The sequence below is a fragment of the Horticoccus luteus genome (assembly GCF_019464535.1).
GTDB lineage: Bacteria > Verrucomicrobiota > Verrucomicrobiia > Opitutales > Opitutaceae > Horticoccus > Horticoccus luteus.
In genome coordinates, this window is sequence record NZ_CP080507.1 from 3,995,143 (window position 1) to 4,008,594 (window position 13,452).

A 13,452-nucleotide genomic window follows, 5' to 3' on the forward strand; every position below is an offset into this window, starting at 1 on the left:
TGCGCGGAGAGAGAGCGACCGTAGCGTTCGCCGTTCCGCGGTTAGTCCCCATCGTCTAGCCCGGTTAGGACACCACCCTTTCACGGTGAGAACCGGGGTTCGAATCCCCGTGGGGACGCCAATCTTCAAAAGCCCGTAGCTCTCGCGAGTTACGGGCTTTTGAATTTTCGGCGACCGTGAAGTAAGAATGCCAGTAAGAATAGATACGTCAAGGCGCGGCGACGTTTGGGGATGACGCCGAGGCTTCTGAACACTCGGGAACTTGGGTTTGGCAATGCCCTCCCGGTCGGTGGCGAGCACCCATGGAAGCGATGTCTGGTTGGTGTCCTAGGCGGTCGACTACGGGCCTGATATTGTGGATGTGCATCGACACAATCCACCCAATCGAAAGCACCATGAAAAACTCAGCATCCCAATCAGTCCGTTCAACCCCGATGAACCAGAGCGACGCTGCCCGCATCCAATCGGCTACTGCCCGAGTGAATCAGGGCACGGTCTCTAGCGGAAGTTTTGCCGCACGTGCGCAGTCGGCGGCGGCCAAGGCCGCTCCGGCACGGGGAACTGGTGGCGCGACGCCATCGAGTCGCTAGTCTAATCCTCGGCGTTGGTCGCAACGGCCGGGCCAACGCCACTCTCCCCATGCACATCCCCCGTCGAGGCGAAATCGCCGCCTACGTCGCTAAGCAGTTCGATGTCCCGTTCGGGGCCGAGCAACGGCAGATTGGCCGGCTCAAGGAAGGCGCGGCGAAATCGGATACGGCGAACGATCTGGCCAAGCTCCTTGTTAAACGAATCAACCGGCTGATTCTGCCCGATGACGAGTCGTCGCCGGGTAACGAGGTCGAGCGAAAGCTTTCTAGCCTGCCATACCGGCTGTTTGGCAATGATGCGTCCGATGGAGCGCCCCTTGAATTCCTAGTGCGGGATGCGGCCAAGTTTTTCGCGCACCACGCCGAGTTGTCCGCACGGACCCAAGAAATCGAAAAAGGACGATTCACGGGACCGTCCCTCGAACTGGAGATTTACCTCTACCTTTTCGCTGTCCCTGTTCTGGCCAACAATCTGGTCAAATACTCGGAGCGCGGAAAACTGCTCATGTTAGCGGAGGTGTCCCCGACAAACGGTTACTGGTTTTTGCCTTCCGTGGAGAGTGGTGACGGGAGTGGCATCACGCCTCTCTCCAATGCTCTGACTTGGCTGCGCTGGCGGTTAGGCGGACGACAGGATTCATTGCAGGCATTTTTGTGTCCGAAGGCGGACTCAGATAGCGCATGTAAAGAAATTGAACGATGGCGTGACGGAGACGTGATCCCAAGCGCGGCCAGGATCGAAGAATGGGCTAACCGCTTCGAGGGTGACCGCCGACATTTTCGAACCATCTTCCATCTTGGCGCAGGTATGACGCGCATCTGGCGACACATAGTTAACACTCTCGGGCCTGACCGGGCCGTTGCGCTCAATCGCCACCTCCTGGCGCTCATACGAGCGCTGCAAGAAGCGCATCGTCAGGCGGCCGGCCCTCGGCCGAATTTTGAAGGCCAGCCTGCGGAAGTAATGAGGTGTCTGGGATGGCTGTATTCCGGCCCACAAGCGGGCGTCATCTCACTCGGACCAAACTACGGTGCTCTGACCGCGGAGATACATACCGCTTTCATCGCTGGAGAATCCCCGTTAACCCGTTAGTCGGGCGAAAAATTACCGCCCCGAGGTTGCCCCCGGGGCGGCTGGCCCGTGTGGCAAAACCGTTGGCCGAAATGAGTCGGAGTCAACGCACGATCCGCCCGCGCGGTATCGTGGATGTCGCGGCAAAAGGGCATCACAAGATGCCTGCCGCACGGAAGGAATAGTGACCGATACCGTGCGGATCGGCCTTCGCGTCGCCGACGATGACGTGGTCCATGAGTTCGATATCGATCACCTTGGCGGCTTCACGGAGGACTCGGGTCATTTGGACGTCGGCCGCGCTGGGTGCCGGGTCGCCTGAGGGATGGTTGTGGGCGACCACGAGGGCCGTGGCGCTGGCGAGGATGGCACCGCGGAATACCTCGCGGGGTGCGACCAGTGTGGATGTTGCCGTGCCCAAGGTGACGAGATGCCGGCCGAAGGGGTGATTCTTGCGGTCGAGATAGACGCAGTAGAACGCCTCCTGCATCGGGTTCTCCTCGAAAGCAGAACGGAGGTAGTCGGCAACTTTCTCCGGTCGGTCGAGACGGATATCTTCGCCGAGGGAAATGAGGGAATAAACGATCTTGGCTTCGTAAACGCGCATGGTGAGCGCTCGCGCGAGCCGCGTTTCCCTTTCTCGACATAGTGTCGAGTGATCGCGGGTGCTGCCCGGTTGAGCGCCCGCTCGGGATGGGCGAAAGTCAAAGCGTTGGGTGAAGCGCCGAGGCCGTGTCCCGCGCAGCGGGACCAATCGAGGGGGAAGCGGAACGTTTGCGCGGGGTGGAGCCGCGCAGCGGACTACCTTGACCGCCCATAAAATGGGGCGCTACCGGACGGGGCAGTGCTGGAAGAATTCGAGCGCAGCGAGCATCCGCTCGGTTGGGCCAGATGCTTTTCAGGCAGGCTCCGACGAGCTGTTCAAACAGCCCCGAGCAATTGCCGGAGCCGCTGGCGCGCATGCGCCACGCGCATCTCGACCGTCTTTGGCGTGGTGCCGAGAATCTGAGCGGCCTCGTGCTGGGATTTACCTTCGAGGCAGAACAAGACCAAGGCAGCCCTGAGGTTGTGGGGCAGTTTCTCAATGGCGGCTTGCAAGCGTGAAAAGCGATCCCTCTGCCCTGTTTGTTGATCGGGAGTCGGCCCCGCGTCTTCCACTTCCAACGGGGGCTGGTCGGCAGGGCCCGGCGCGTCAAGCGAGACCAACCGTTGCCGCTTGGACAGCTTGCGCCCTTCGTCCCGTGCGAGATTTAGAGCGATCGCATAGATCCAGGTTTTGACCGAGGCGCGCGGCGCAAAGGTCTTGGCCTTGAAAAAGACCCGCACAAAAGTCTCCTGCACCACATCGCGTGCGGCAGCTTCGTCCCGGAGGTAGCGAAAGACGAAATAGAACAGCGGTTCCCGGTGGCGATCGATCAGCTCATTCAGCGCCGGTTCATTGCCCGCCTGGAGTGCCTCGATTAGCGGCAGGTCGGGGTCCACGGCGATCAGGGCGAATGCTCCAGCGCTTGTTGGGCAAGGTTCAGCAGTTTGTCACCCTGCTCCGGGGTTAGCACGGCTCGCATGGCGAAAACGTGCTCAATGGAAACTTTCTGTAGATCGCCCATGCAATGATGCACGTGCTCGACGGCGGCGGTCACTCGCGGTGTGTAGGCCTTGTCCTCCGCCATCGCCCGGGCGAGCTGCCTGTTGGCATCGCGCAAAGCGTCGGCCAGCCGGCGCTGTTTTTCGCCGAAGCTCTGCTCAATCGGCGCCAGCGCTTGGTGCTGAGCGTCGGTGAGCTTCAATTCACGGTGAAGCCACTCGTGGGAAGCGATGTCATCCGCCGTTGCCCGGGGCTGTGCCACACGAAGCGTGAGATAACATGCAATCGCTGCGACGGCAGCAATGGCCGCGAGAAACAGCGCCATCTTCTTCATCGGCTAGCCTCCCGAGGAGACACGCCCGGCTCAGTGAAAACCGAACCGAGAGGGTTTTGACTGAGCGCAAAGACTTCGAAGTGGATGGACTGTCGGGCGAGGCGGCGTTCGTTCTGGGTGCGCCCGACCATCGCTGCCGGCACCACGCCTACCAAGGCGGCCACCGCGAGCGCCGCCAAGGCCATTCGCGGTTCACCGAACAGGTCGCGCACGTCCAACATCGAGAGAACGCGACTCCAGCTTGACTGCTTCCGGCGCTGCTCGATCTCGCCCCAAACATCAGCGCGGGACGGACCCTTGAAAGTCGGAAGGGGGTTTTTGGCGTAGTCCGCCAGCATGGAGTCGAGATCGTTGCTCATGGTTGGTTTAACGTAGGAAGAAGGGGTTTTCCCTCAAGATTCTATCGTCTTCGGACGCGGGGGGGGGCGCGGTTGGGAAAACGGCGCGGACAAAATATGCGCAGTTCTCGGCAAGAACTGCCCGAGGGGCGGCGCTTGGTTGGGGAGTATAACCTCATGTCAACAAGACGAACTCAACCCAATCCCCGCCATGAATACCAAATCATTCCTCAAGCCGGCCAGTCTCAGCGTTGGCCTGCTTTTCGCCACCCTCTTCGCCAGTAATGCCATCGCCGGCCCCGGCCCCCAGTATTGGGCGGCGCAAGGCAAGCCGAAGGCCGACCCGGTCGCCAAGGCCGACGTCGCCCCGGTCACACTGTGTGCCGGTGCCGAGGTCGTCACCGACACAATCATGAAGCCTGCAATGGCCAACGGCAAAGGCCCTCTGGTCGCCACCAAGATTGGCACTAAGACCGTCTGCCACATGTGCCCGGTCACCACGGTCGTTACCAGGAACTCCCTGCCCAACGGCAAGGGGACGCCTGTCACCACTGAAGTGACCAAGGTTGGCGCCGAGCACAACTGCGCCAAATGCACCGGCACGCCGGTCAAGGCCTGATCTGGATCTTTCAGAGCGTGCTCCAGTGGTCCTCCTAGTCACCCATCCCGCCGCCCGTTGCCGACCGTAGCGGGCGGCCCCCGTCTCGCCCTCTAAATGAAACCATCCTCCGTCGCACTGCTCCTGTCCGGATTGCTCTTGCTCGTATCAGGCTGCACCGTCCCCCCCTCGGGGGCAGAGAAGCAAGCGCGCAACGAGTCAACCCGCCTCGGACAGGTGCTGCACGCGGCTGATCAAGCCGTTCCAGCGCCACAGGCTCCGCTCGCCGACTACCTCAGGTTTGCGGTGCTAAGGCATCCGCAAGTGCGCGCCGCCTACAGCGATTGGCAGGCGACCGTGTTGGCGCACCCACCCGGGCGCTGCCAGATCCACAGCTGACGTTCGAGGCTGACGTGGCGGACACGCTGATGACCTTCATGCCTGGGCTGATGTTCGACTTCATGACGCCCGGCAAGCGCCGGGCCATGGCAAATGAAATGACCGCGGCCAGCCAGGTCAGCTACCGCACCTACGTTGCATCTGGGAGCCGCCGATGTCCTGCCGGATGCGACGGTGGTCGGCGGTTCCGACGATTACGAGTATTGGGGAGCCGACTTGAGGCTACCGTATCGTATCTCGTGGCACACCACTTTGGCCTTGAGTGCACACTACGCTGAGGCAGCGGATGCGGATCGCTACTGGTCGCCCCGTTTGGCTGGTCCGGGCCGAAGGGCCTGGTTTGGCTTCAGCACCAGCTATACGTTTTGAGGTTTGGGGGCGCGAAAAGTTGAGGGATTGGGGCGATCTGCGGCGTTTAAGGTCCCGAACGCTCAAAATAAATCCTATGCAATTCTTCCGCTCTCTCTCTCTCGCAGTGGCGCTCCTCAGCGTCGCTGCCTTCAGCAACACCGCTTTCGCCCACGACGGTCACAACAAGGACAAGGGACAGTTGGTCCCCGTGACCGAAAAAGATGCCGCGTGGGTCGCGAAAGCCAAAGCCGAGTATCCGACCACCGCTTGCATCGTCTCCGAGGACAAGCTCGGTGGCGACATGGGCAAGCCCGTGGACTTCATCTACCGCGTCGAGGGCCAGCCTGATCGCCTTATCAGCTTTTGCTGCAAGGACTGCGTGAAGGATTTTAACAAGGATCCCGAGAAGTATCTGAAGGTGCTTGATGGCGCCGCGGCCAAGAAGGATGGCAGCGCGCACGCCGAGCATCAGCACAAGAAGTAATTCTCTTCCTGCGGGACGCCTCGTGACGCCGATCTGTCGGCCGCGAGGCGTCCCCTTTTCCACGGTGCAAATCCCCGAGCTTCTTGGCCGGCTCCATCCGGCGCTGCTTCATTTCCCAGTGGCATTGCTGGTGTTGGCCTCCGCACTGGAGGGCCTGCGCGGCTTTCGAGACTCGGACTTTCTCGGGCGCGCCGTCGCAAGCCTTTTTGGCCTGGGTGCACTGGCCGCGCTCCTGGCGGTGGGCAGCGGCTGGCTGCTCGCCGCCCATGAGCATATCCGTTCGGATCAAAAGGCGGTGCTGGAACTGCACCGCTGGCTGGCTGTGGGCACGGCCGTCTGGGCGATCGGAGCATGGGCCTGCGCCCGCGCTTGGCGCGAAGCGACCACGCCCGGCAGGATCTGGACCCGGCGGGCGGTGGCGGCGCTTACTTGCGGATTGATCACCGCATCCGCGCACGCCGGGGCAGTCCTCGTTTGGGGCAAAGACTGGTTTACCTTTACGTCATGATGAATCGATCGACCTTGTATTCTCCCGGAGTGTGGCGCGCCGGCCTCCTCGGCATGGCCGGCATAATCTTCCTGGCCGGGTGTGCGACCAACCCCAAGGCCAGCTTGCCTGCGGTGCAGGAGGCAGTGGCCAGCCGGAGTGGACTCCAGGTGACGTGGCGGCAAACTGAGGCCGAGCGCGACGAGGCTGAGCGGGCGATCACGACGTTGCTGGCTGAGGAATTGTCTCCGGAGCGGGCGGTGGAAATCGCCGTGATCAACAATCGCGAGCTGCGCGCGACCTTTGAGGACTTGGGAGTGTCGCAGTCCGAGCTGATTGCAGCGTCCCGGTTGAGGAATCCGAGTTTCGGCGTCGGCGTGCGCTGGCCCAAGGATCGTCCGCGCGGCCCCAACGTGGAGTTTTCAATCGCAGCCGACCTGCTCGACAGTGTGCTCTTACCCGTGCGCAGGAGTGTCGCCCGCGAGCAGCTCAGCCAAGCTGAGCAACGGGTAGCCCACGCGGTGCTCAGTCTCGCCGCGGAGGTCAAGACGGCGGTCTATGCCGTGGAAGCCCGGCAGCAGCTGCGGGTGCGGTTGGCTTCGGTCGTGGACGTAAACGCGGCGGCGACCGATCTTGCGCAGCGCCAGTTCCAAGCCGGAAACATCAATCAGCTCGAACTCGCGAACCAGCAGATGGCGGAACAGGAGGCGCGCCTGGGGTTGATGCAGGCGGAGGCGCAATTGCGAGCCGACCGCGAGCAACTCAATCGGTTGCTGGGTTTGTCGGGGAGGCAGACCGGCTGGACGCTGCCCGCGGAACTGCCTCCGCTGCCCGAAGCGGACGGCTTGCCAGACAATATCGAAGACCTTGCGGTGACACAGCGGCTCGACGTGGCGGCGATGAAGACGGACGTGGCCCTGGCCGAGAAGGCGCTGCGCTTGAAGCAGAAGACGCGGCTGCTTCCAGCTTCGATCGATCTCGGTCTCGATACTGAGCGCGATTCGGACGGCGGCCGGGTGACCGGCCCCCGTCTGGAGTTCGCCCTGCCGATTTTTGATCAGGGGCAAGCGGAGCTGGCACGACTGGCGGCCGAACTGAGGCGCGCGAGTGCTCGCTACGAGGGATTGGCGAACGACGTTCGCTCGCAAGTCCGGGCGGGTCGCGACGCGCTGCTAGCGGCGCGCGAGGCGGCGGAGTATTATCAAAAGAGTCTTGTGCCGCAGCGGCGCACGCTGCTGCGGGAAACCCTCCTGCACTACAACGCCATGCAGAAGAGTAGTTACGAGTTACTGGCGGCCAAGGAACGTCTGCTCAACACCGAGCGAGAGAGTGTCGAAGCGTTGCGGGAGTATTGGACGGCCCGCACCGCCCTCGAAATGTCGTTAGGCGGTCGATTGCGATATGTCCCGGCGGCCGAGTCCGCGGCAGCCAAGGAAGAAGCGGTGCCCGAACATCAACATCAACACGGCAAGAACTAAACTGCCCACGCTTCCATGAAACCCGAACTTTCCCGACGTGACTTCCTCGCGATGGCGGGCGGCGCCGCTCTCGCGCTGCCCACGGCGACCTTGCTCGCCAGCGGCAGCGAAACGGCACCCAAGCCCACGAGTGACGGCACCACCCGTCCCTTTCAGCCGCCCGGATCGCCGGGTTACCGGCCGGTCATCACCCCCAACGGCCTTACCTTGCCGTGGAAGATGGTCGACGGTGTGAAGGTCTTTCACCTCGTGGCCGAACCGGTGCTTCATGAGTTCGCTCCCGGCCTGGTGGCCAATTGCTGGGGCTACAACGGACGTGTGCACGGCCCGACGATCGAGGCGGTCGAGGGTGACCGGGTGCGCATCTACGTCACGAACCGACTCGAGGCGCCGACCACGGTCCACTGGCACGGGGTATTGCTCCCGAGCGGTATGGATGGCGTTGGCGGCGTCAGCCAAAAGGCAATTCAGCCCGGTGAGACCTACAAATACGAGTTCACGCTCCGCCAGCACGGCACGCTGATGTATCACTCCCATCATGATGAGATGACCCAGATGCAGCTCGGCATGATGGGGCTGCTTATCATCCACCCGAAAAATCCGAAAGCGCCGCCGCCGGATCGCGACTACGCGATCATGCTCTCGGAATGGAAGATTGAAGTCGGAGCCAAGCGACCCGATCCGAACGAGATGACGGATTTCAATGTCTTCACCATGAACGGCCGCAGCTTTCCCGGCACACAGGCGCTCGTGGCGAGAAAGGGCGAGCGGGTCCGCATTCGCATCGGCAACCTGAGCACGATGAGTCATCACGCGATCCACCTGCATGGCTACTATTTCAAGGTGGTCGCGACGGATGGCGGCGAGATTCCCGAGAGCGGCCAATGGCCTGAGACGACGGTCCATATGCCCACCGGGAGCACCCGGACCATCGAGTTCGTGGCTGACGAGCCAGGCGACTGGGTCATGCACTGCCATATGCTCCACCACGTCATGACTCAGATGGGGCATCAGTTCGGAAACCTGATCGGCATCAACACCGAGGGCCTGAACAAGAAGATCAGACCGTTGGTGCCCGGATACATGACCATGGGCGAAACCGGCATGGGGGACATGGGCGACATGGGGATGACCGTGCCGCCGAACAGCCTGCCGATGGTGGGAGGACCCGGCCAGTATGACTACATCACGATGGGCGGCATGTTCACGATTCTGAAGGTCCGCGACGAATTGCCGGCCGACGGGTCGGAACCGGGTTGGTATCAGTCGCCAGCCGGCACGCTGGCGCTGCCCGCCCCGGAGGAAGACTTGCGGCGCGATGGCATCGCGCTGGTGGCGGCCACCGCCAAGCTCGAAGCCCGGGGGCAGCGCGTGGAGATCTGCGACCCGGCGGCCCTGGTCAAGAACGACGGGCCTCGTCAGGCGACGGCCCGGGTCAAGGTGGCGATACAGTGATTTTCCGTCTATGAAGAAACTCGCATCCCTTTTGTTGCTGGCTGGCGTGGCGTTCAGCTCGAACGCGTTGGCTGGCGAAAAAACCGTGAGTCGGACGGAAGTCCAGCCGGCGACACAGCCCCAGCTGGCGGCTGACCTGAATGGCGAGGTCTGGCTGACCTACGGTCACGCCGAGGCGATCCTCGTGCGCCGCTCGGGTGACGGCGGCGAAACCTTTGGGGAGCCGATCAAGGTGGCCACCTTGCCGTCGCTGGCGCTCGGCATGCGCCGCGGACCGCGGATCGCGGTGCATGGCGATCACGTCACGATCACCGCCATCGGCGACGAGTTGGTATCGTTCCATTCGGGCGACGGCGGTCGGACCTGGTCAGCCGCCGTCACCATCAACGATGTGGCCACGAGCGCCCGGGAAGGCTTGCACGACCTCGCCACGGCGCCCGACGGGCGGTTGTTTGTCACCTGGCTCGACCTGCGAGAAGGCGCGATGATGGTCTGCGGGGCGGAGTCGGTCGATCACGGCCGGACTTGGAGTAAGAACGAACCTATTTACCGCTCTCCGGACAAGTCCGTCTGCGAGTGCTGCCATCCGAGCGCGACATTCGACGCGCAGGGAAACCTGGCGGTGATGTGGCGCAACTCCATCGCGGGTTCGCGTGACCTATGGATGGCGACACGAGCTGCCGGGGCTCGGGAATTCTCGGTTGCCCGCAAACTCGGCCAAGGGACTTGGAAGATTGCCGGTTGCCCGATGGACGGCGGACGGATCGTCGCTTATGGCCACGGCCGGTTCGGCAGCGTGTGGCAGCGAGCCGGGGAAATCTATTTCACGGCGGACAGCGGCTCAGAAGTCCTGCTTGGCCGCGGCAAACAGCCTGTCGCGGTTGTATGCGACGGGAAGGTCTTCGCCTGCTGGCAGGATGGCCCGAACTTGGTCACGGCCCAACTTGGCCAAGGCGCTGCTGCGAAGCACGCGTCCAATGCGAAATTTGCAACAGCCTTGGCGCTCCCCGGAGGCGGGCTTCTGGTTGCTTATGAGCAGGCGGCCGAGACAAACCCGCCAGGCATTGTGATCGAGCGTTGGTAGGGTTCTTGTAAGTGCGGGCCGACCGAGCTTTCGGGTTTGGCGTGAAATCCCATTTCGGTTGAGGGATTTACGAGAATGCCTTCGTTAAAGAAACGTGCAGACGCTCCCGCAGAGACCAAAGTCAGGAAAAGCCTCTGGTCCGAAGGGGCGAAAACTTTCCATAACGCTGGAGGCGAATAGTGTGCGGGTCTTGGTGGTGGAACGGGAACGCTTTCACCGGTTCCTGGCGGCGCGGCTGGGCGATGCGACTGTGGCGGACGATTTGCTACAGGACAGCCTCCTCGTCGCACTGCGCAAAGGCGGGACCCTGCGTCGGGGTGAGCGGGTGGTCGCTTGGTTTTACCGGATTCTGCGACGGGCGATCGTCGATCACTACCGCCGCCAGGCCCGAGACCGGCTCCGGCTGGATCGCCTCGGCAAAGAACTTCAAGCGACCGAGAGCGACCGGACGTCGCCGCCCCCGGATTGGGAGGCGGTCGTCTGTGCGTGCTTCGTCGGGTTGCTTCCGACGCTGAATCCGCGCTACGCCGACGTATTGCGACGGATGGATCTGCGCTCGGGACGCAAAGCTAGCGTCGCCCGTGAGTTGAATCTCACGGTCGCGACCTTGGATGTCGTGCTGCACCGGGCCCGGGCCCAGTTGCGTGAACGGCTGGAGGTTTTTTGCGGCGCTTGCAGCCGGGAGGGCTGTCTCAACTGTGCCTGTGAGGTCCGCGAACACCGCCGGACAGAAAAAGTGTAAGGAATCGGTCCAGCGACCGTCAGCCAGGTATGAAGCATCATTCTCCCAAGCATTCCCACTCGGATCACGGCCACTCTCACGGGGCGGAGGGCGCAGGCCAAACGGCCCGGGACGGCGGGAATGGCCACGCCGGGTGCCGCCATCACGGTTCCGGCGACCACCGCGAACACCAGCCGAAGGCCGCGGCGGCCTACTACTGTCCCATGTGCGAGGGCGTCGAATCGGATCGACCCGGGGATTGTCCCAAATGCGGCATGGCGTTGGAGCGAAATCCAGCCTATCGCGAGCCCGCCAGGTCCATTTGGACCTGCCCGATGCATCCGCAGATCGAACAGGATCAGCCCGGCGACTGTCCCATTTGCGGCATGGCCCTCGAGCCGAAAGCCGTAACGTCCACGACGGTCGAGGACAGCCATGAACTGCGCGACATGACGCGGCGCTTCTGGGTGGGCGGACTGCTGGCGCTGCCGGTTCTCGTGCTGGGAATGCTGCATGTCGTGCCTGCGCTGCTGCACGTCGTGAATTCGCCGGCGAGCCGCTGGGCGCAGTTTCTCCTTTCGACTCCAGTGGTCCTGTGGGCAGGCTGGCCCTTCTTCGTGCGCGGCGCGAAATCGCTGCGGTCTGGCCATTGGAACATGTTCACACTGATCGCCATTGGCGTAGGCGCGGCCTGGCTCTACAGCGTTGTCGCCTTCTTTGCGCCGGGCTTTTTCCCGCCCTCGATGCGGACGCATGGTGTGGTCGACGTTTATTTCGAAGCCGCTGCCGTGATCGTCGTTTTCGTGCTGCTCGGCCAGGTGCTCGAACTGCGGGCCCGGGCGCGCACGTCGACGGCCATCAAGGCCCTGCTCAATCTGGCTCCCCCGGTAGCACTGCGTCTGACCGCCGAAGGGGATCGCGAAGTCCCGCTCGACGCTGTGCAGGCCGGGGACCGGCTGCGCGTGCGTCCCGGCGCCAAGGTGCCGGTGGACGGCGTGGTCGAGGAAGGTGCGTCTGCTGTCGACGAATCCATGATCACGGGGGAATCGCTGCCGGTCGAAAAGAAAGTCGGCGACCACGTCACGGGCGGCACCGTGAACGCGACTGGGAGCTTCGTGTTTCGGGCCGAGAAGGTCGGCACCGACACGATGCTCGCGCGCATCGTGAACATGGTTGCGGAGGCGCAACGCAGCCGGGCGCCGATTCAGGGCCTGGCGGATAAGGTGGCGGGGATTTTCGTGCCGGCCGTGGTGATTATTGCGGCGGTGACCTTCGTTGCGTGGTTTTTCATCGGCCCCGAACCGCGCCTAGCCCATGCCATCGTGAACGCCGTCGCCGTCCTGATTATCGCTTGCCCCTGTGCGCTGGGGCTCGCGACCCCCATGTCCATCATGGTGGGAGTGGGCCGGGGGGCGCAGGCCGGAGTCCTCGTCAAGCATGCGGAGGCGCTCGAACTCCTTGGCAAGGTGAAGTGGCTGGTCGTGGACAAGACGGGCACCTTGACGGAGGGGCGGCCCCAGCTGGTGGATGTGGTGGTGGCCGATGGCACGGCTGAGACGGATCTCGTGCGGTTGGCCGCCGCGGTCGAGCGAGCGTCGGAGCACCCGCTAGCTGCGGCCATCGTTCGCGGTGCTGAACACCGCGGGATTTCGGTGCCGGAGGCGGCGGACTTTCGTTCGATCACGGCCGGGGGTGTGATGGGCAAAGTGGAGGGGCGGTTGGTCCTCGTGGGGAAAGCCAAGTTTTTGGCGGACCAAGGCGTCCCGTCCGATTCCACCCTGAACGAACGAGCTACCCAACTGCAGTTGGAGGGTAAGACCGCCCTATTTGTTGCGATTGACGGACGGTCCGCAGGGGCGCTCGCCGTGGCTGATCCGATCAAGGCGACGACCCGCGAAGCCATGGCGAATCTCCACGCGCTCGGCATTAAGGTGGTGATGGCAACGGGCGACAATCGTCACACGGCAGCATCCGTCGCACGGCAACTGGGGATCGACCGCTTCGAGGCTGAGGTCGAGCCCGCCCGCAAGATCGCCCTCGTGGAGGAGCTGAAGCGGACCGGAGACCGCGTTGCCATGGCGGGTGACGGGATCAACGATGCCCCGGCGCTTGCGGCTGCCGATGTGGGCCTGGCCATGGGCACCGGCACGGACGTCGCGATGGAAAGCGCGGGAGTGACGCTCGTGAAAGGCGACCTCCGGGGGATTGCGAAGGCGGTGCACCTGTCTCGCGCCACCATGGGAAACATCCGGCAGAATCTCTTCTTTGCGTTCGTTTACAACGCGCTGGGCGTGCCGATCGCCGCCGGGGCCCTCTATCCTGTCTTCGGTTGGCTCCTGAGCCCGATCCTCGCGGGTGCGGCGATGTCCCTGTCATCGGTGTCGGTGATCACCAATGCCCTGCGGCTGCGGCGCATGCGGCTCTAACGGGGACTTGTGCCGCTCCCGTCAACGGACCGATGGACTCCGAGCCGAGC

Annotated in this window: 15 protein-coding genes and 1 tRNA gene; 12 read left to right on the top strand and 4 right to left on the bottom strand. The window is 63.2% G+C overall.

The genetic code is table 11. From position 1 onward, the window contains the following. Positions 1-44 precede the first annotated feature (44 nt). The 3 genes from K0B96_RS16205 to K0B96_RS16215 all read left to right on the top strand — a co-directional run bounded on the left by K0B96_RS16205 (position 45) and on the right by K0B96_RS16215 (position 1,683). Positions 45-121 (top strand) — tRNA-Glu (locus K0B96_RS16205). Between the two features lie 274 nt (positions 122-395). Continuing rightward, positions 396-590, top strand: a complete 195-nt coding sequence (locus K0B96_RS17665) for a hypothetical protein (RefSeq protein WP_345779938.1) — start codon at positions 396-398, stop codon at positions 588-590. A gap of 49 nt (positions 591-639) precedes the next feature. Beyond that, positions 640-1,683 carry a hypothetical protein gene (locus K0B96_RS16215; protein ID WP_220161931.1) on the top strand — a complete coding sequence of 348 codons (1,044 nt, stop codon included), beginning with the start codon at positions 640-642 and terminating at the stop codon, positions 1,681-1,683. Positions 1,684-1,816: 133 nt separating this feature from the next. On the opposite strand, the gene K0B96_RS16220 is transcribed toward K0B96_RS16215, so the two are convergent. The 4 genes from K0B96_RS16220 to K0B96_RS16235 form a co-directional block, all read right to left on the bottom strand. After that, a complete protein-coding gene (locus K0B96_RS16220; protein WP_220161932.1) occupies positions 1,817-2,269 on the bottom strand; it encodes a JAB domain-containing protein in 453 nt (150 codons plus the stop codon). Positions 2,270-2,583: 314 nt separating this feature from the next. Beyond that, entirely contained in the window at positions 2,584-3,144 is a 561-nt protein-coding gene (locus tag K0B96_RS16225) for an RNA polymerase sigma factor (RefSeq protein WP_220161933.1), read from the bottom strand. Between the two features lie 5 nt (positions 3,145-3,149). Next, positions 3,150-3,581 carry a Spy/CpxP family protein refolding chaperone gene (locus tag K0B96_RS16230; RefSeq protein WP_220161934.1) on the bottom strand — a complete coding sequence of 144 codons (432 nt, stop codon included), beginning with the start codon at positions 3,579-3,581 and terminating at the stop codon, positions 3,150-3,152. Then, on the bottom strand, positions 3,578-3,940 hold the full coding sequence (locus K0B96_RS16235) for a hypothetical protein (protein WP_220161935.1): 363 nt from the start codon (positions 3,938-3,940) through the stop codon (positions 3,578-3,580). Before K0B96_RS16235 ends, K0B96_RS16230 begins: the two co-directional genes overlap by 4 nt. A 190-nt stretch (positions 3,941-4,130) precedes the next feature. Here K0B96_RS16235 and K0B96_RS16240 point away from each other — a divergent pair, with 190 nt between their 5' ends. The 9 genes from K0B96_RS16240 to K0B96_RS16280 all read left to right on the top strand — a co-directional run bounded on the left by K0B96_RS16240 (position 4,131) and on the right by K0B96_RS16280 (position 13,402). Continuing rightward, the gene (locus tag K0B96_RS16240; protein ID WP_220161936.1) at positions 4,131-4,538 is read left to right on the top strand and encodes a hypothetical protein; all 408 of its coding nucleotides are present in this window, start codon (positions 4,131-4,133) and stop codon (positions 4,536-4,538) included. 96 nt (positions 4,539-4,634) lie between these two features. Continuing rightward, the gene (locus tag K0B96_RS16245; protein ID WP_220161937.1) at positions 4,635-4,916 is read left to right on the top strand and encodes a hypothetical protein; all 282 of its coding nucleotides are present in this window, start codon (positions 4,635-4,637) and stop codon (positions 4,914-4,916) included. 445 nt (positions 4,917-5,361) lie between these two features. Next, positions 5,362-5,751, top strand: coding sequence for a hypothetical protein (locus K0B96_RS16250; protein WP_220161938.1), 390 nt, complete (start codon positions 5,362-5,364; stop codon positions 5,749-5,751). Between the two features lie 64 nt (positions 5,752-5,815). Continuing rightward, positions 5,816-6,259, top strand: coding sequence for a DUF2231 domain-containing protein (locus tag K0B96_RS16255; RefSeq protein WP_220161939.1), 444 nt, complete (start codon positions 5,816-5,818; stop codon positions 6,257-6,259). Beyond that, a complete protein-coding gene (locus K0B96_RS16260) occupies positions 6,256-7,716 on the top strand; it encodes a TolC family protein (protein ID WP_220161940.1) in 1,461 nt (486 codons plus the stop codon). The genes K0B96_RS16255 and K0B96_RS16260 overlap by 4 nt, the downstream gene beginning before the upstream one ends. A gap of 15 nt (positions 7,717-7,731) precedes the next feature. Then, positions 7,732-9,171, top strand: coding sequence for a multicopper oxidase family protein (locus tag K0B96_RS16265; RefSeq protein ID WP_220161941.1), 1,440 nt, complete (start codon positions 7,732-7,734; stop codon positions 9,169-9,171). A 10-nt stretch (positions 9,172-9,181) separates the two neighbouring features. Then, a complete protein-coding gene (locus K0B96_RS16270; RefSeq protein ID WP_220161942.1) occupies positions 9,182-10,255 on the top strand; it encodes a sialidase family protein in 1,074 nt (357 codons plus the stop codon). Between the two features lie 196 nt (positions 10,256-10,451). Next, positions 10,452-10,997 carry an RNA polymerase sigma factor gene (locus K0B96_RS16275; protein ID WP_220161943.1) on the top strand — a complete coding sequence of 182 codons (546 nt, stop codon included), beginning with the start codon at positions 10,452-10,454 and terminating at the stop codon, positions 10,995-10,997. 29 nt (positions 10,998-11,026) lie between these two features. Then, entirely contained in the window at positions 11,027-13,402 is a 2,376-nt protein-coding gene (locus K0B96_RS16280; protein WP_345779911.1) for a copper-transporting P-type ATPase, read from the top strand. Positions 13,403-13,452: the final 50 nt, after the last annotated feature.